This window comes from Noviherbaspirillum humi (assembly GCF_900188095.1).
Taxonomy (GTDB): Bacteria; Pseudomonadota; Gammaproteobacteria; order Burkholderiales; family Burkholderiaceae_D; genus Noviherbaspirillum; species Noviherbaspirillum humi.
Genome location: NZ_FZOT01000001.1, coordinates 444,362 through 461,954, shown reverse-complemented (window position 1 = coordinate 461,954; position 17,593 = coordinate 444,362). Strand labels below are relative to the sequence as shown.

General features: G+C 65.2%; 17 protein-coding genes and 1 riboswitch. Of the genes, 5 read left to right on the top strand and 12 right to left on the bottom strand.

The genetic code is table 11. The features are described 5' to 3' along the window. Nucleotides 1-135: 135 nt before the first annotated feature. On the bottom strand, nt 136-1,026 hold the full coding sequence (gene phhA, locus CHB88_RS02235; RefSeq protein WP_089397643.1) for a phenylalanine 4-monooxygenase: 891 nt from the start codon (nt 1,024-1,026) through the stop codon (nt 136-138). A 25-nt stretch (nt 1,027-1,051) separates the two neighbouring features. After that, entirely contained in the window at nt 1,052-2,167 is a 1,116-nt protein-coding gene (gene hppD, locus CHB88_RS02230) for a 4-hydroxyphenylpyruvate dioxygenase (RefSeq protein ID WP_089397642.1), read from the bottom strand. Between the two features lie 134 nt (nt 2,168-2,301). Between hppD and CHB88_RS02225 the strand changes: the two genes are divergently transcribed. Beyond that, nucleotides 2,302-2,793 (top strand): Lrp/AsnC family transcriptional regulator, encoded by a 492-nt coding sequence (locus CHB88_RS02225; RefSeq protein WP_089397641.1) that lies wholly within the window; start codon nt 2,302-2,304, stop codon nt 2,791-2,793. A gap of 6 nt (nt 2,794-2,799) precedes the next feature. Here the strand turns inward: CHB88_RS02225 and CHB88_RS02220 are convergent, their stop codons facing one another. Further along, on the bottom strand, nt 2,800-3,489 hold the full coding sequence (locus CHB88_RS02220) for a GNAT family N-acetyltransferase (protein ID WP_176442287.1): 690 nt from the start codon (nt 3,487-3,489) through the stop codon (nt 2,800-2,802). A gap of 210 nt (nt 3,490-3,699) precedes the next feature. Between CHB88_RS02220 and CHB88_RS02215 the strand changes: the two genes are divergently transcribed. After that, nucleotides 3,700-4,836, top strand: coding sequence for an ABC transporter substrate-binding protein (locus CHB88_RS02215; RefSeq protein WP_245844655.1), 1,137 nt, complete (start codon nt 3,700-3,702; stop codon nt 4,834-4,836). 14 nt (nt 4,837-4,850) lie between these two features. Here CHB88_RS02215 and CHB88_RS02210 read toward each other — a convergent pair whose 3' ends face one another. From CHB88_RS02210 to CHB88_RS02195, 4 genes are all read right to left on the bottom strand, one after another. Next, entirely contained in the window at nt 4,851-6,032 is a 1,182-nt protein-coding gene (locus tag CHB88_RS02210) for a multifunctional CCA addition/repair protein (RefSeq protein ID WP_089397638.1), read from the bottom strand. Between the two features lie 31 nt (nt 6,033-6,063). Then, nucleotides 6,064-6,777: a glutathione S-transferase family protein gene (locus CHB88_RS02205; RefSeq protein ID WP_089397637.1), complete on the bottom strand. Its 714-nt coding sequence runs from the start codon at nt 6,775-6,777 to the stop codon at nt 6,064-6,066. A 112-nt stretch (nt 6,778-6,889) separates the two neighbouring features. Beyond that, the gene (locus tag CHB88_RS02200; protein WP_089397636.1) at nt 6,890-7,822 is read right to left on the bottom strand and encodes a complex I NDUFA9 subunit family protein; all 933 of its coding nucleotides are present in this window, start codon (nt 7,820-7,822) and stop codon (nt 6,890-6,892) included. 36 nt (nt 7,823-7,858) lie between these two features. Then, nucleotides 7,859-9,817, bottom strand: a complete 1,959-nt coding sequence (locus CHB88_RS02195) for a lytic transglycosylase domain-containing protein (protein WP_089397635.1) — start codon at nt 9,815-9,817, stop codon at nt 7,859-7,861. Between the two features lie 56 nt (nt 9,818-9,873). On the opposite strand from CHB88_RS02195, the gene CHB88_RS02190 reads away from it, so the two are divergent. After that, nucleotides 9,874-10,491 (top strand): 5-formyltetrahydrofolate cyclo-ligase, encoded by a 618-nt coding sequence (locus CHB88_RS02190; protein WP_281254969.1) that lies wholly within the window; start codon nt 9,874-9,876, stop codon nt 10,489-10,491. 11 nt (nt 10,492-10,502) lie between these two features. Here the strand turns inward: CHB88_RS02190 and metF are convergent, their stop codons facing one another. The 5 genes from metF to metK form a co-directional block, all read right to left on the bottom strand. Further along, nucleotides 10,503-11,354 carry a methylenetetrahydrofolate reductase [NAD(P)H] gene (metF, locus tag CHB88_RS02185; protein ID WP_089397634.1) on the bottom strand — a complete coding sequence of 284 codons (852 nt, stop codon included), beginning with the start codon at nt 11,352-11,354 and terminating at the stop codon, nt 10,503-10,505. Between the two features lies 1 nt (nt 11,355). Then, the gene (locus CHB88_RS02180; RefSeq protein WP_089397633.1) at nt 11,356-11,697 is read right to left on the bottom strand and encodes a phage holin family protein; all 342 of its coding nucleotides are present in this window, start codon (nt 11,695-11,697) and stop codon (nt 11,356-11,358) included. Between the two features lie 116 nt (nt 11,698-11,813). Further along, entirely contained in the window at nt 11,814-13,235 is a 1,422-nt protein-coding gene (ahcY, locus tag CHB88_RS02175; RefSeq protein ID WP_425436044.1) for an adenosylhomocysteinase, read from the bottom strand. A 26-nt stretch (nt 13,236-13,261) separates the two neighbouring features. After that, nucleotides 13,262-13,347: riboswitch (S-adenosyl-L-homocysteine riboswitch) on the bottom strand. Between the two features lie 46 nt (nt 13,348-13,393). Next, complete coding sequence (locus CHB88_RS02170; protein ID WP_089397873.1) at nt 13,394-14,284, bottom strand: M14 family zinc carboxypeptidase; 891 nt, start codon at nt 14,282-14,284, stop codon at nt 13,394-13,396. Between the two features lie 221 nt (nt 14,285-14,505). Then, a complete protein-coding gene (metK, locus tag CHB88_RS02165; protein ID WP_089397631.1) occupies nt 14,506-15,669 on the bottom strand; it encodes a methionine adenosyltransferase in 1,164 nt (387 codons plus the stop codon). A 196-nt stretch (nt 15,670-15,865) separates the two neighbouring features. On the opposite strand from metK, the gene CHB88_RS02160 reads away from it, so the two are divergent. Both CHB88_RS02160 and CHB88_RS02155 read left to right on the top strand, forming a co-directional pair. After that, nucleotides 15,866-16,726 carry a lysophospholipid acyltransferase family protein gene (locus CHB88_RS02160; RefSeq protein ID WP_089397630.1) on the top strand — a complete coding sequence of 287 codons (861 nt, stop codon included), beginning with the start codon at nt 15,866-15,868 and terminating at the stop codon, nt 16,724-16,726. Next, nucleotides 16,723-17,592, top strand: coding sequence for an LpxL/LpxP family acyltransferase (locus CHB88_RS02155; RefSeq protein WP_089397629.1), 870 nt, complete (start codon nt 16,723-16,725; stop codon nt 17,590-17,592). Before CHB88_RS02160 ends, CHB88_RS02155 begins: the two co-directional genes overlap by 4 nt. Nucleotide 17,593 lies beyond the last annotated feature (1 nt).

Genomic DNA, 17,593 nt, shown 5'->3' with positions numbered 1-17,593 from the left:
GCAGTCAAACAGACTGACCTTGTGGGTCGTCGTCTTCTCATTATTTGACAGCCAACAGTAGCACAGGGTTGCCGTGCGCTCAATGCATGCTGCAGCATCGCATGCGGCAAAGCAAGCCCTGTCGATGAATGCGCTTCAGTCCGCCGGCGGATTGGGCGGCAGATCGGCTTCGCCCGGCAGCAGCGCATTGGCCGGCAGCGCCGGCTGGCGCCGGATGCGCTCGTACATCGGCGTGAAATCCGGCGCGGTGTCGTCGAACAGCTGGCGAAAATCGCGGATGACGAAATAGGTTTCCTGGTAGGAGTCGATCTTGTATTGGGTGCGCATCACCCGCTCCACATCCAGCGCAATGCGGCGCGGCGCTGGACTGGTGAGGCAGTGTTCGATCTCGCCGCCCGAGGACAGGATGCCGGCGCCATACACGCGCAAACCCTGCTCCGTCTGCATCAGGCCGAACTCGATGGTGTACCAGTACAGTCGGGCGAGGCAGGAAAGCGCGTCCAGGCGCAGCGCCTTCAGCCCGCCCTTGCCGTACTCCTGCAGGTGCTCGGCGAACACCGGGTCGAACAGCAGCGGCACATGGCCGAAGAAATCATGGAAGACGTCGGGCTCGACGATGTAATCGAACTCATGCGGCTCCCGCAGCCAGACGGTAACCGGGAAGCGGCGATTGGCGAGATGCTCGAAGAAGGTCAGCTCCGGCACGAGGCCCGGCACCGCCACCAGTTCCCAGCCGGTGGCCTTGCGCAGGGCGTCGGTGGCTTGCTCGAAGCGCGGAATGCCGTCGCCGGCGTTCAGGCGCGCCAGGCTCTCGATGAACAGGTCGCACGCCCGCCCCGGCAGCAGCCGCGCCTGGCGCTGGTACAGCCGGCGCCACAGCGCATGCTGTTGCGGCGTGTAGGCTTGCCAGTGCTGGCGCACCACGTAACGTTCATCGGCCTGGCTGTAATCGCCGCGCAGGCTGCCGCTGTCCGATTTCTCCGCCAGCGTCTGGAGAAACGCTGCCTTGTCGACCACGGTGTTCATGTCGTGCTCCCTGGGGACATCGCCATCAGTGTTGGGCGGCGTCGGTTTCTTTCAGCACGCCGCGCCGGATCTGGTCCAGTTCGATGGATTCGAACAGCGCGCGGAAATTGCCCTCGCCGAAACCCTGGTCGCCCTTGCGCTGGATGATCTCGAAAAAGATCGGTCCGATCACCGTCTGCGTGAAGATCTGCAGCAGCAGTTCGCGCTGCGAGGCATTGCTGTTGCCGTCGATCAGGATGCGCAGGCGGCGCAGTTCGTCCAGCCGCTCCCCATGGCCGGGCAGGCGGCGGTCGACCAGGTCGTAATAGGTGTCGATGGTGTCCTGGAAGGCCACGCCCCGCCGGTTCATGCTCTCCACCACGTTGTAGATGTCGTCGGTGCCGAGCGCGATGTGCTGGATGCCCTCGCCATGGTACTGGTCGAGGTATTCGGCGATCTGCGACTTGTCGTCGGAGGATTCGTTGATCGGGATGCGGATCTTGCCGCAGGGGGAGGTCATGGCCTTGGACTTCAGGCCGGTGAGCTTGCCCTCGATGTCGAAGTAGCGGATCTCGCGGAAGTTGAACAGCTGCTCGTAGAATTCGGCCCACTCCTTCATGCGGCCGCGGTGCACGTTGTGCGTCAGGTGGTCGATGTAGGTCAGGCCATGGCCCTTCGGATTCAGCTCTGCGCCGGGCAATGCCACGAAGTCGACGTCGTAGATGCTGATGTCGCCGATGCCGCCGGCGGCGCCTTCCTTGCCGCGCCAGCGGTCGACGAAATAGATGAGCGAATCGCCGATGCCCTTGATCGCCGGGATGTTGAGTTCCATCGGGCCGGTGCGGTTGTCGAAGCCCCAGGCGCCGAGTTCCAGCGCGCGCCGGTAGGCGAAGGCGGCATCCTGCACGCGAAAGGCGATGGCGCAGATGGAGGGGCCGTGCTTGCGGGCGAAGCGCTGGGCGAAGGAATCCTGCTCGGCGTTGATGATGAAATTGATTTCGCCCTGGCGATAGAGCGTCACGTCCTTGTGGCGGTGGCGGGCGACCGGCATGAAGCCCATCTGCTCGAAGAGCGCGCCGAGCGCCTTCGGGTCGGGCGCCGCGTATTCGATGAACTCGAATCCATCGGTACCCATCGGGTTGTCCCAGGGCTGAAAATCCATGACCGTCTCCTCTCGCAATTTCAGAATCTGCTTGAAGTATAGTCAAGCCGGCCTGGCATTTGATTGCAATATGTGCTTCACTTCCCCGTATCGGCGCATGTTAATTGCTGCAGAAAACAGGATAAAGCAATCTTATGCCAAAACTCGAGCTCGACAAGACCGATCGCAAGATTCTCGCCATCCTCCAGGCCGATGGCCGCCTCACCAACCAGGAAGTGGCGGAGCGCATCAACCTGTCACCCTCGCCCTGCCTGCGCCGCATCAAGCGGCTGGAGGAAGCGGGCATCATCCGCCAGTACGTGGCGCTGCTGGATGCGGAGAAGATCGGCCTCGGCCTGCTGGCCTATGTCAACGTGCGGCTGGAAAAGCACAGCGACACCTCGTCCCAGGGCGGCGTGTCGCCGCGTGCCGATTTTTCGCATGCGGTGGCGCACTGGCCGGAAGTGGTGGCCTGTTATGCAATGACGGGGGAAATGGATTATCTGCTGCGGGTGCACGTGGAAGACATGGAGCATTTCTCCCGCTTCGTGATGGAAACCCTGCTGCGGCATCCGGCGGTGCTGGACGTGAAATCCAGCTTCGCGCTGCAGAAGATCAAGGACACCACCGCGCTGCCGCTGGTGTAGGAAGGGTCAGGAACGCGGCTTGTCGATCTTGCCGCCGGACAGGCGGGTCCACCACTTCAGCGCCGCCTTGGCGTTGGCCTTCAGGCCGTAATCCAGGGTGGCCACCTGTTCGTCCATCGCCTCGCGCAGCACGGTGCCGGGACTGGCCGGCTCCAGGCGCAGATAGGCATCGGCCTCGCCGTAATCGCGCTGGATCGACATGCCGGCCTTCTTGGCGATGTGCATCATGACCTTGTTGGTGGACAGGCAATGCATGTAGAGCGTATCCACGTCCTCGTTGCGGCAATGGATGGCGGCGCGCCGGAACAGGTGCGAGCCGATGCCCATGCCGCGCGCCTTGGCATCCACCGAAACGCCGAATTCCGCGACCCGCTCCTTCAGCGTATTGCTGCCGCGATTGGGATGCGCATCTCTGGCGATGAAGGCGAGATGGCCGACGCCGAGCAGGCGCAGGTTGTCGTCGTAGACGCCGAAGATGGTGTCGCGCTCGAAATCGAGACGCTGCGCATAGCGCGTGACCAGCTCATCCGTCAGGACGCTGCCAAAACGCAACAGTCTATCGTTGTCATTCAATGCAAGAAAGTGGTTCAAAAGCCGGCGTCGATCGCGTTCCGACAGCACTTTGACGCGCACGACAGGCTTTTCCGTGCCATTCTTCGGTTCTGTCTGGTTGGAAATCGAATTAGTTGAAGACATTGCCTTGCGTTCCATCATTTCATTAAAAACCTTGCAACCACCTCATGGTGCGACGCACAAAGGCGCATCCGGATTGTACGGGATTGCCGACTGCGGTTTGATGCTTCAAGGGGTAGATGCCTTCCTTTTTCCCTATCTCAATAACAGACGTTCAAGAAACACCCGCTTTTTGTTATGCGACACCCACAAAAAAGACATCGGAGGAAGAGCATGGTCTCGACTTGGCGCGCCTGCATGGGCGCTTTTGCAATGCTGGCTTGCGTCGCCACGGCGGCAGCGGCCGAGGACGGAGTCACCGAAAGCAGCATCCTGATCGGCCAGACCGTCGGCGTCACCGGCACGGTGGCGGGGCCGGTGCGTGAAATGAACGAAGGCGCGCTGGCGTATTTCAATCAGGTCAACAAGAACGGCGGCGTCTTTGGCCGCAAGATCGAGCTGCGCACGCTCGACGACAAGTTCGATCCGGCGCTGACCCTGGCCAACGCCGAAACGCTGATCAGGAAGGAGCGCGTCTTCGCGCTGTTCCAGACGCGCGGCACGCCGCATACCCAGGGCATCCTGCCCCTGCTGGCGGAAAACAAGGTGCCGCTGATTGCGCCCAGCACCGGCGCCGTGGTGTTCCATCAGCCGGTGAACCGCTGGGTGTTCAACATCCGCGCCAAATATCAAGACGAGGTCGGCAAGGCGGTGGAGCATTTCTCCACCATCGGCCTGAACAGCATCGCCCTGCTGCACGTCAATGATGCCTATGGCGAGGATGGCCGCGAAGGCTTCGTCAAGGCCATGGCGGCGCGCAAGCTGGAACCGACCCTCGTCACGCCGTTCGACCGCGTCAAGCCCGACTACGATGCCGCGGCGGCGCGCCTCATCAAGGCCAATCCGCAGGCGGTCATCATCGTCAGCTCGGCCGCCAATACCGTCGGCGCCATCAAGGCGATCCGCGCCCAGGGCGGGCGGATGCAGATCATGACCCTGTCCAACAATTCCTCGCAGGCTTTCGTCAAGGATCTCGGTGCCGCCGGCGCGGGCGTCATCGTGTCGCAGATCACGCCGGCGCCGCATCTGATTTCCACGCCGCTCGGCCAGGAATTCAAGAAGGCGGCGACCGCCGAAGGCGTGACGATTTCCTACGCCGCGATGGAAGGTTACGTGAACGCCAAGGTGCTGGTGGAAGGCCTGCGCCGCGCCGGACGCAATCTCACCCGGGAAGGCTTCGTCAATGCGCTCGAATCCCTGCAGCGCACCGACCTCGGCGGCTTGCTGGTCACCTACGGCGCCGCCGATCACACCGGCAGCGAATTCGTGGAGCTGACGATGATCGGCAAGGACGGCCGCTTCATCCGCTGATCGGGAACCGTCGGCTACCGTTGCCGCTGCGCGGCAACGGCTTCTACCGCCGCCACCCGGGCGCGATGCACCGCGCCCGGAATCTCTTTCACCCGCTCGGCAAGCTGGCGCGCCACCGCGCCGGCATCCACGCCGCGCGCCGCCTCCAGTGCCGACGTCAGATCATCCCGCTGCGGGAACGCGGCCTGCGCGCCGCCGTGAATGCATGCCGCTGCCTGCAGCATGTCGATGAAGCGCTGCGGCTTGCGAAAGGCGTCGCAGCGCTCGAACAGCGCTACCTTGTCCTCGGCGCTCAATGTCCCGGCGCGCGCGACATGGCGATGCTCGCGGGCGGTGATGCGCGCCAGGTCGCGGCAATCGGTCGGCACCTTGATGCGCTTGCATACCGCATCGACCAGCGCAGCAGCGGCATCCTCCTGCGGCGACACGGCTCCTGCGGAAAGATCATACGTCAGCACGGCGAAGCGCTGCGGCAGATCGAGGCCGGCTTGCGCCGCGTCGTCGAGCATGCACAGCAGCCGTGCGCCGGCGGCAGCCTGCGGCGCCGATGCCGGCATGCGCCACAAGGCAGCCAACTCGGGCAGGATGCGCGCCAGCGCGCCGCAGTCGCGCAGCACCTCGATCATGCGCGACGGCCGCGCTTCCATCAGGCCGCGCGAAATCTCCTGCCATACCCGCTCCGGCACCAGCGCATCGACTTCCCCCTCTTCCGCCATGCGCCGCATCAGCGCATGGGTCTCCGGCGCGACGCGGAAATCGGTGAAGCGGGCGGCGAAACGGGCCAGCCGCAGGATGCGCACCGGGTCTTCGGCGAAGGCGTCGGACACATGGCGGAAGATGCGCTGCTGCAGATCGCGCCGGCCGTTGAAGGGATCGATGATGCTGCCATCCTCGGCCTTGGCCATGGCATTGATGGTGAGGTCGCGCCGCACCAGGTCCTGCTCCAGCGTGACGTTTTCATCCGCATGGAACACGAAGCCCTTGTAGCCGGGCGCGGTCTTGCGCTCGGTGCGGGCCAGCGCATACTCTTCATGCGTGCTTGGATGCAGGAACACCGGAAAGTCCTTGCCCACCGGCGTGTAGCCGGCGGCCATCATCTCCTCCGGCGTGGCGCCGACCACCACATGGTCGTGGTCCTGCACCGGCAGGCCGAGGAGTTCGTCGCGCACCGCGCCGCCGACGATGTAGCTTCGCATGGAGGGGTCCGATTCCGATTCGATGGTGGTGCTAGCCGGGATAGCTTTCGTACTTCTCCAGCCGTTCCGACTCGGCCAGCGCGCCTTGCATCCATTGCGCCACCGCCGGATGGGCGGCGACCCGGTCGGCATAGGCTTGCAGCGCCGGCGCCAGCGCCACGTCGTAGGTACGGAAGCGCATCACCACCGGCGCATAGTAGGCATCGGCAATGGAGAAGTCGCCGAACAGGAAGTCGTGCGGACCGGAGCGGGCCAGGCAGTCTTCCCATATCTCGCAGATGCGGCCGATGTCGGCCTGGGCTTCGGCGGTGCGGCCCTTGCCGGGAAAGCGGGCGCGGATGTTCATCCACATCGCCGAGCGCAGGCCGGTGAAGCCGGAGTGCATTTCGGCGCAGATGGAGCGCGCCACGGCGCGGTCGGCCACGTTGCGCGGCCACAGCGCCAATTCCGGAAACAGCTCCGCCACGTACTCGCAGATCGCAAGCGAATCCCAGACCCGGGTCTCGCCGTCGAGCAGCACCGGCACCCGGCCGGCGGCGGAATACTGGGCAATCCTGGTGCCGGAATCCGGCTGGCCGATGGCCACGCGTATTTCCTGGAACGGAATGTCGAAGGCTTTCATCAGAACCCAGGGCCGCATCGACCAGGACGAGTAGTTCTTGTTGCCGATGACGAGTCTCATGCGGCCCTTTTCGGCGGCGTCGAGCGCCTGCGACAGGGTGGGATCGAGTTCGGTGGTCTGCATGGAAAGTTTCGCTGGTGAAGCGCCTCGCCCGACGCCGTGGCGGCGCCGGCCGGTCGCGCAATGCTGCAGGATAAGGCTTTCGGCCGGTTTTTGAAACCGGCGGGGAAGTCGGTCAGCGGGCCAGGTAGGCCGGCGCCACCGCTTCCAGCGGCGTCGGCGTGATCAGCAGATCGGGAGAAATGGGACCGCTGGCGACGTTGGCCACCTTCATCGACTCGAGGTTGTCGCGGCTCATTAGCGGCTCGCCCGGCAAGTGCTCCAGCACGCCGGCCTGCAGGCGAGCGAGCGAGTCGGGAAGCCCGATCACCGGACGCCGGTGGCCGGACCAGACGCCGGCCAGTTGCACCAGTTGCCGCAGGGTATAGACCTTCGGCCCGGCAAGTTCGTAGATCTTGCCGATGGTGTGATCGTTGCCGAGGGCGTTCACTACCGCCCAGGCCACGTCCTGCACATAGATGGGCTGGAACCTGGCATCGGCGCCGCCGAGCAGCATCACGGGCAGGAAGGCCTGCAGCCAGGCGAAGGTGTTGAGGAAGTTGTCTTCTTCGCCGAACACCACCGACGGCCGCAGCACCGTGCTGCCGACCGCCGGATTGGCGAACATGGCGGCCTCGCCGTCGGCCTTGGAGCGCAGATACATGGAGGGCGCGCCGCGGTCGGCGCCGAGCGCGCTGATGTGGATGGCGCGCCGCACGCGGTGCGCCGCGCAGGCGGCGACGATGCGCTGCGGCAGCTCTACATGGGCGCGGGCGAAGCCGCGGCCGTAGGGCGCGCCGGACACCGGCTTGTCATGCAGGATGCCGACCAGGTTCACCACCGCATCCTTGCGCAGCACCAGCATGTTGAGCGTGGCGTCGTCGTGCACGTTGGCCTCGACGATATTCGCCGTCGGCAGCAGCTTCAGATGCTGCCCATGGCGGGCGCGCCGGGTGGGCACGGTGACGTTGCAGCCCGCCGCCACCAGCTTGGCCACGACATGGCTGCCAATGAAGCCGGTGCCGCCGATCACCAGCACCGAGGGGTTTGCATTGTCTGCCGTGTCCATGCGCTTTCCTTTTCTTGTTCTTGCGTGGGAAGAGAATCAGGGCAAGTCGCTGGCGGTGAAGCCTTTCGGCGCCACCATGCCGAGGCGCGCCTTCAGCGACTGCGGCTTGTTCTCGAACAGGGCTGCATAGTAAGTCGCGTTCGACAGCACGTTCTTGACATAGCCCCGGGTTTCGTTGAACGGTATGGTCTCGGCGAAGATGGCGCCTTCCACCGCCCGCGACAGCGTCGAGCGCCAGCTGCGCGGCCGGCCCGGGCCGGCGTTATAGGCGGCGGTCGCCAGCGCCTGCGAGCCGTCGAGGTCGTTCAGCACCATGTTGAGGTAGTTCGTGCCCAGCATGATGTTGGTCTGGATGTCGTTCACCTGGCTCACCGAGAAGTCGCCGAGGCCGATCTTGCGCGCCACGAACTGGGCGGTGGCCGGCATGATCTGCATCAGGCCGGAGGCGCCGACATGGGAGCGGGCGTTCTGGATGAAGCGCGACTCCTGCCGGATCAGGCCGTAGACCCAGGCCATGTCCAGGCCGAGGCGCTGGGTGAACTGGGTCATCACCTCGCGGTGCGGAGACGGGAAGCGCTGGGTGAAGTCGACCTCGTTGCGGGTGCGGTCGGAGGTGTTGACCATGCGGTCCAGCACGTTGGCCTGGCGCGCATACTCGGCGGCGGCGAGGTGCTGGCGCTCGTTCATCTTGCGCAGCTCCCAGTTCCACTCGCGGTAGCCCTCGAAGCGCATGTTCAGATCGAAGAACTTCAGCGCCCGGCGGAAGCCTTCGTTCCTGGCCATCGGCGCGATTTCGTCGGCCGTCACCGGCTGGGCGCGCGGCGGAATGGCGATCTTCTGGTCCAGCTCTTCCATCGCCAGCTGGCCGTAGAAATTGGTCTGGCTGGCAATGCTGCGGAACTGCGCCTGCGCGTCTTCCTTGCGGCCCTCCGCCTTGTAGGCGCGGCCCAGCCAGTAGACCCAGGTCGGATCGTTCTTCAGGCCGGCCGGCATGGCGTCGATGGCATTCTTCACCAGCCTCCAGTCGCCGGCGCGCAGGCCGCTGCGCGCCTTCCACTGGTGGGCATCGTTGGACAGCGGCGCGCCGTCGGTACGGTTCCAGAAGATGGCGGCTTCCGGCGCCAGCTTGAGCGAGGCCGGCAGCGCCACCTGCGCCCACGCGATCGGCAGCTCTCTCTGCGTCAGGCGCTCGCTGCTCTGGACCAGGAATTTCACCGCCTGGTCGATGTCGTTCTTCGCCACCTTGCCGAGCGCGATCATGAAGGCTTCATGGGCGCCGCGGCCATTGCCCGGTCCGCGCGCGGCCACCACCACCGGCTTGTCCAGCGCCTGCATCAAGAGCGTCTCGTTGGCCTCGACCGAGCCGATAACGCGGCGGATGGTGCCGGCATAACCCGATTCGGCCATCAGGCGAATCTGGTTCCAGACATCGTCCTGGGCGAACTGGCCGGACTGCGCCAGGGTGTTGATCAGCAGGGCGCAGGCTTCGCCATAATTCTGCGGCGCGGTCAGCTGAGTACGCGCCTCGTCGGCCACGTTCTCGCCCTTCAGGGCGCGCGAGGTCAGCGCATAGCACCGGACCTGCAGATCGTCATTCAGCGCGAACAGCGGATACTGCTCGTCGAACAGCGCCCAGTTGCGGGTGCGGCCCAGCTCCAGCAGCCAGTCGTTGCGCAGGCGGTCGGCGATGGCGCTGCCGTCGTAGCGGGTCAGGAAATCGCGGATCTCCTGCTCGGAGGCGGCGTTGATGCGGGGCTGGATGCGGAAGTACTCGACATAGGACGGCACCGGGTAGCTGTTGAGGCGGGTGGCGATCTCCAGCGCCCGCGCGGCGTCATTGCGGCGGGCCGCTTCGCGCAGGGCGAGGAAGGCCTCGTCATCGCTGGCGAAATCGGCGGCACGCTTGACCGCCGCCTTCTGCGCATGAGCCATGGGGGCAAAAACCACCGGCGCCAGCGCGATCAGCGCGCTCGCAATCCACTTCTTAGAAACCATCAGGCAACCGCTTTCTTGGTGTGCAAACTTGGGGAAAATCTGGAATGTAGGATAGCATGCGTGTTCCTTGTTTTCGTGTGGCCGGCATGCCTGACAACAGCATCAATACAACGGATGGCGCTTTTGACAAAGCGGCGTTGCGTCGCGCGTTGCTAGCCCACAGACAGGCGATCGCCGCCGAAGTTCGAGCGCGCTGGAACGAGGCCATCAGTCGGCGCGTATTGGCGTGGCAGCAGCTGCATGGCATCGACATGCTGGGCGTGTACTGGCCGATACGCGGCGAGCCCGACTTGCGCGATTGTTATGTCGAACTGGCAAATCGCGGCGTGCGGCTGGCGCTGCCGGTGGTGAGGTCGCCGGATGCGCCGCTCGACTTTCATCCCTGGAAGCCCGGCGATGCGACGGAACGCGATGCCTTCGGCGTCTCGATCCCCGCTGCGAGAAATGAAAGCTGCCGGCCGCAAGGCTTGCTGATTCCCTGCGTCGGCTTCAATGAGGGCAACTTCCGGCTCGGCTATGGCGGCGGCTTCTATGACCGCACGCTGGCGCAAACGCCGCGGCCGCTCACGGCCGGCATTGCCTATGAATGCGGCCGCGCCGGCTTCGACGCCGCGCCGCACGACGTGGCGCTGGACGTCATCCTCACCGAGTCGCGCCCGGCGCAGCTTGACTGATTACGGCGTGATTACAGCGCCGTGCCATTCAGGCGGCGGCAAATCTCCAGCGTGGCATTGGCCTGGTTCAGCGTGTAGAAGTGCAGGCTGGGCGCGCCGCCCTGCAGCAGGCGCTCGCACAGCTGCGTGACCACGTCCAGGCCGAACGCGCGGATGCTGTCGGTGTCGTCGCCGTAGCTGGCCAGCTTGAGCTTGATCCAGCGCGGGATCTCGGCCCCGCACATGTCGGAGAAGCGCACCAGCTGGGTGTAGTTCGTGATCGGCATGATGCCGGCCACGATGGGCACCTCCACGCCCTGCTTCTTCGCTTCATCGACGAAGCGGAAATAGGCGTCGGCGTTGTAGAAGTATTGGGTGATGGCGCCGTCGGCGCCGGCCTTCACCTTGCGCGCGAAGCTGGCGAGATCGTCCTGCGGCGACTTGGCCTGCGGATGCACTTCCGGATAGGCCGCCACCTCGATGTGGAACCAGTCGCCGGTTTCCTTGCGGATGAACTCCACCAGTTCGTTGGCATAGCGGAAGGCGTCGCCGGTCGTGCCGAAGCCGCCGTAGCCGCTCGGCAGATCGCCGCGCAGCGCGACCACGCGGCGAATGCCCTGCGACTTGTATTCATTGAGCAGGGTGCGGATGGTGTCCGGGCTGCTGCCCATGCAGGACAGGTGCGGCGCAGCCTCATGGCCTTCGCGCTGGATCTCGAGCACGGTTTCCAGCGTGCCCTGCTGGGTGGAGCCGCCGGCGCCGAAGGTCACCGAAAAATATTGGGGGTTCAGCGCCACGAGGCGCGCGCGGGCGGCGCGCAGCTTTTCCGCGCCCTCGGGTGTCTTGGGCGGAAAGAATTCGAAGCTGTAGGTATTGCGTGTCATGTCAGTCTTTCAGTATCAGCGCCGACAATGCCCAGGAAATCAGGCTGTAGAGCAGCGCGCCGCCGACCGCGGACCAGAAGCTGGCGACCTGGAAGCCGGACAGCATGTTGGCCACCAGCCAGAACATCAGGCCGTTGATGATCAGGATGAACAGCCCCAGGGTCAGCACCGTCACCGGCAGGGTGAGCAGCACCAGGATCGGCCGGATCAGCGTATTCACCAGTCCCAGCACCAGCGCCGCGATGAGCGCGCTGGCGAAGCTCTCCACCCGGATGGAGGTCATCAGGTACGGCAGGGCGAACAGGGCGAAGGCGTTGATCAGCCAGGTGATGAGCAAGCGCATGCTGCCTCCTCGGGCAATCCATCATCCATCGGCCCGCGCCTGGCAGCGCTGGCTTCCGGGCGTCGGCGCAATCGGTCATCGGGCTGACGCCGGTCGGCGGCAGCCCGGTCTCCTGCTTAGTAGCGGTAGTGGTCGGGCTTGTACGGGCCGGCCTGGGAGACGCCGATGTAGGCGGCCTGCTCCGCGGTCAGCTCGGTCAGCTGCGCGTTCAGCTTCTTCAGCTGCAAGCGCGCCACCTTCTCGTCCAGATGCTTGGGCAGCGTGTACACGCCGACCGGATAGGCGGCGGTGTTGGTGAACAGCTCGATCTGGGCGATGGTCTGGTTGGCGAAGGAGGAGCTCATCACGTAGGAAGGATGGCCGGTGCCGCAGCCGAGGTTCACCAGGCGCCCTTCGGCCAGCAGGATGATGCGCTTGCCGTCCGGGAAAATGACATGATCGACCTGCGGCTTGATGTTCTCCCAGGCGTACTGGCGCAGCGCGGCGACTTCGATCTCGTTGTCGAAGTGGCCGATGTTGCAGACGATGGCCTGGTCCTTCATCTTCTTCATGTGCTCATGGGTGATCACATGGTAGTTGCCGGTGGCGGTGACGAAGATGTCGCCATGCTCGGCGGCATACTCCATGGTCACCACGCGGTAGCCTTCCATGGCCGCCTGCAGCGCGCAGATCGGATCGATCTCGGTGACCCACACCTGGGCCGAGAGCGCGCGCAGCGCCTGGGCCGAACCCTTGCCCACGTCGCCGTAGCCGCACACCACGGCGATCTTGCCGGCCACCATGACGTCGGTGGCGCGCTTGATGCCGTCCACCAGCGATTCGCGGCAGCCGTACAGGTTGTCGAACTTGGACTTGGTGACCGAGTCGTTGACGTTGATCGCCGGGAAGGCCAGCTTGCCTTCCTTGTGCATCTGGTACAGGCGATGCACGCCGGTGGTGGTTTCCTCGGTCACGCCCTTGATCTGCGCCAGACGGGTGGAGTACCAGGCCGGATCCGCCGCCAGCTTCTTCTTGATGGCGTTGAACAGGCAGACCGCCTCTTCCGAATCCGGATTGTTCAGCACGCTGGCATCCTTCTCGGCGCGGCTGCCGAGGTGCAGCAGCAGCGTGGCGTCGCCGCCGTCGTCGAGGATCATGTTCGAGTATTCGCCGTTCGGCCACTCGAAGATGCGGTGGGTGAAGTCCCAGTACTCGTCCAGGTTCTCGCCCTTGAAGGCGAATACCGGCGTGCCGCTGGCGGCGATGGCGGCGGCGGCATGGTCCTGGGTGGAGTAGATGTTGCACGAGGCCCAGCGCACCTTGGCGCCGAGGGCTTCCAGCGTCTGGATTAGCACCGCGGTCTGGATGGTCATGTGCAGCGAACCGGTGATGCGCGCGCCCTTGAGCGGTTGGGCGGCGGCGAATTCCTCGCGGATGGCCATCAGGCCGGGCATCTCGGTTTCGGCGATGCGGATTTCCTTGCGGCCCCAGTCGGCGAGACTGAGATCGGCAACGAAGAAATCTTGCTGGGAATTGTTCTGAGAGATAACGGCGCTCATCACGCCCTCCTTTCGTTAGAAAAAAAGTAACGTGAGCGCGGTTTGCGAATGATGCGAGGTCCAAGCCTGACATGCCGTTGAAAAACGGCATGCTGCAACGCTCCTTGGAAGTCCGGAATTATACCCGAGATCGGGCCGCATCAAGCGGCCGGCGGCGCTCAGTTGCGGCCGGCAAGCGCCAGCGCAGGCGCTTCCGGCAAGCCGCTCTGCGCCTTCTGCAGCGCGGCCTGGGGACGGATATTGCGCTCGATCCAGGCCAGCATGTCGAGCCAGATGCGGCGCGCCTCTTCCTGCGTCGGCATGGCCTGCGCATTGGCCAGTTCGATGGTGACCACCGGCACGTTCTTGTGCACCCCGCCATAGTTGCCGAGAGAGCCGGGATAGACGCCGACACGGTTGAACAGCAGCCGGCCGAAGCGGTTCGGCGCCTTGGCCGGACCGTCGAAATCGAGCACGCCGAACGGCGCATGCACCGACACGATCACATGCGGCTTGAAGCGCATGATTTCCTCGTTCAGCCAGCGGCTTTCCGGCTCCGACAGGGGCGTCTTGCCGGGAAAGCGGCGCGGGTCGCTGCCGGTAACGCGCGACCAGTAGCGCGGCGCTTCCTTGTCCCAGTTCGGCGTGGGGAAGTTGCGGTTCAGCTCGACGCCATTGGCGTTCATGCGCTGCGGCTTGGCGGCCAGCATGCCGTCGGGATTAAGCACCGGCACGATATTCCACTGAAACTGCGGCGCCGGCGGCTGCTGTAGCCATTGCATCCACTGGAAAACCACGGCCGAGGCGGTCAATTCATCGCCATGGATGCCGCCGACCAGCAGCACCCGCAGCGGGCCGTCCCGGCCCGGCTTGCCGGCAGCCGCCACGCGCCTTGCCAGGATGGGCACCCCCTGGACGGAACGGGAGCCGGTGGGCGCGAGGCGGCTCGCCTGGCAGGTTGCCTCGGAGACGGTCGGCAGCCGCGGCGTCAGCTTGCGGCACCATTCGGCGACCGCCGGCTGCGCAGGCGCAGCCGGTGCCGCCTGGACGGTGCAGGCGACGGCAAGCATGAGCAGCGGCAACCAGGGCCGACAGGACGAAAGAGTTTGCACCGCAGGATGTGAATAGTGACGGGAATTGCCGGCGGCAATGCCAGCCGGCTGGCGGTCATTGTACGGAAGGCCTGCGGCCTGCTGCCTGCGGACAATGCAAAAAAGAAAAGCCTTTTGTAGGCCAACAACAAAAAACGGCGCCGAATGCGGCGCCGTTGCGGAAAGGAATCAGAGAGGGATCAGAGGCCGGCGGCAGCCCGCAGCGCGGCGGCCTTGTCGGTGCGCTCCCAGCTGAATTCCGGCTCCTCGCGGCCGAAGTGGCCGTAGGCAGCGGTCTTGGCGTAGATGGGGCGCAGCAGGTCCAGCATCTGCACGATGCCTTTCGGCCGCAGGTCGAACAGTTCCTGCACCAGCTGGGACAGGGTTTCGTCGCTGACCTTGCCGGTGCCGAAAGTGGTGACCATCACCGAGGTCGGCTTGGCGATGCCGATGGCGTAGGAGACCTGGATCTGGCAGCGGCTGGCGAGCCCGGCGGCGACGATGTTCTTGGCGACATAGCGGCCGGCATAGGCGGCGGAACGGTCGACCTTGGACGGGTCCTTGCCGGAGAAGGCGCCGCCGCCGTGCGGCGCCGCGCCGCCGTAGGTGTCGACGATGATCTTGCGCCCGGTCAGGCCGCAGTCGCCCTGCGGACCGCCGATGACGAAGCGGCCGGTGGGGTTGATCAGGTAGCGGGTGTTCTTCAGCCACTCGCGCGGCACCACCGGCTTGATGATTTCCTCGATCGCCGCTTCCTCGATCGCCTTGTGCTCCATCTCCGGGCTGTGCTGGGTGGAGAGCACGATGGTGTCGATCGCCACCGGCCTGCCGTCGACGTAGCGCAGCGTGACCTGGGACTTGGCGTCCGGACGCAGCCAGGGCAGGCGGCCATCCTTGCGCAGCTGCGACTGGCGCTCGACGATGCGGTGCGAAAAATAGATCGCGGCCGGCATCAACTCGGGCGTCTCGTCGCAGGCGTAGCCGAACATCAGGCCCTGGTCGCCGGCGCCCTGGTCGAGGTCGAGGCCGCGGCCTTCATCGACGCCCTGAGCGATGTCCGGGGACTGCTTGTCGTAGGCGACCAGCACGGCGCAGCTCTTGTAGTCAATGCCGAAGTCGGCGTTGTCGTAGCCGATGCGCTTGATGGTGTCGCGGGCGACGTTGATGTAATCGACGTTGGCGCTGGTGGTGATTTCGCCGGCCAGCACGACCAGGCCGGTGTTGCACAGTGTTTCAGCAGCGACGCGGGCTTTCGGATCCTGGGTCAGGATGGCGTCGAGGATGGAATCGGAGATCTGGTCCGCGACCTTGTCGGGATGACCTTCGGAAACGGATTCGGAGGTGAAGAGGTATTCATTTGCCATCGCAGGCTCCTTGTAGCGGTTGATATGACCATGTCGCGGCCAATCTCATGAGCCTGCGACGCTTTAGCGAGATTTGTAGACCGCCTCGCAAGTTGTCTGATTAACTCGGCGGTGAAAACGGGTTTTTCGAAGAACTGAGTCGAAAACTTCGTGCTATTTTACGCGTCTTGAAAAAAAACACCAGATTCCGGCCCTCATGCTCCTCTCCCTGTTCCACCTGCTGTCGCGCCTGCCGCTGCGCATGCTGCATGCGCTCGGCGCGGCGCTCGGCTGGCTGGTTTACCTGGCGTCGCCTTCCTACCGCCGGCGCCTGAAGGAGAACATCGAGCGAGGCGGTTTCGGCGGCCAGCTGTCCGCCGCGGTGAGCGAGGCGGGACGCAACATCCTGGAGCTGCCCTTCATCTGGTGCGCGCCGCAGGAGCGGGTGCTGCAGACGGCCACCATCGAGAACTGGGAACTGGTGCAGGCGGCGCTGGACGCCAGGCGCGGCGTGATCTTCCTTACGCCCCACCTCGGCTGCTTCGAGATCACCGCCCAGGCGGTGGCGCAGAAGACGCCGCTGACGGTGCTCTACCGCCCGCCGCGCAAGGAAGCGCTGAAGCCGCTGATGGAAGGCGCCCGCGCCCGCCCCAACCTGCACCTGGCGCCGGCCAACCTGTCCGGCGTGCGCATCCTGCTGAAAACCTTGAAGCAGGGCGGCCTGATCGGCCTGCTGCCGGACCAGGTGCCGCAGCAGGGCGAAGGCGTGTGGGCCGACTTCTTCGGCAAGCCGGCTTACACCATGACGCTGTCGGCCAAGCTGCGCCAGATGACCGGCGCGCCGATCATCCTCTCGTATGGGGAGCGGCTGCCGCGCGGCCGCGGCTACGTGATCCGCTTCATTCCCTTCGAGCGCGAGATGGGCGACACGCCGGAGCAGCAGGCGTGCGCCATCAACGCCGCCATGGAAGAACTGATCGCCCGCTGTCCGGCGCAATACCTGTGGAGCTACAACCGCTACAAGACGCCCAGAGGCGTCGCGGCGGCGGACGGCGGCGCGCGCAAGGAAGCGGCATGAGGTTCCTGATCGGATTGATGTGGCTGCTGCACTGGCTGCCGCTGCCGCTGCTGGGCCGCCTCGGCGAAGGCGTCGGCATGCTGCTGTTCCATGTGATGGGCCCGCGCCGCCACATCACCCTGACCAACCTGCGGCTGTGCCTGCCGCAGCTGTCGGATGACGAGCGGCGCCGCATGGCCAAGCGCCATTTCCAGGCCTATGCGCGCAGCATCCTGGAGCGCGGCATCCTGTGGTGGGGATCGGAAGCGCGGCTCAAGCGCCTGATCCGCATGGAACCGGGGCTGCCGCTGCAGGAGATGGCGGCCAAGCCGACCATCCTGCTTTGCCCGCATTTCGTCTGCCTCGACGTGGCCGGCGCCCGCATCGCCATGGAGATCTCGGCCAGCTCCATGTACAGCCAGCAGCAGAATGCGGTGTTCGACGTGGCGCTGCGGCGCGGCCGCTCCCGCTTCAAGCCGGTCAAGCTGTTCACCCGCGGCGACGGCATCAAGCCCATCATCCGCGCGCTGCGCGACGGCCTGCCCTTCTTCATGCTGCCGGACATGGATTTCGGCACGCGGGATGCCGAGTTCGTGCCCTTCTTCGGCATCGCCGCCTCGACGCTGACGGCGCCGGCGCGCATCGCTGCCGTCACCGGCGCCCAGGTCATTCCGGTCATTGCCACCTACCTGCCCGACTACGCAGGCTGGAAGGTGCGGTTCTATCCCGCCTGGACCGACTTTCCGGGCGACGACGTGACCGCCGCCACCCGCCGGGTGAATGCCTTCATCGAGGAACGCATCCTGGAGGCGCCGGACGAATACCTGTGGACGCACAAGCGCTTCAAGACCCGGCCGCCGGGCGAGCCTTCCGTCTACGACCGCTGAC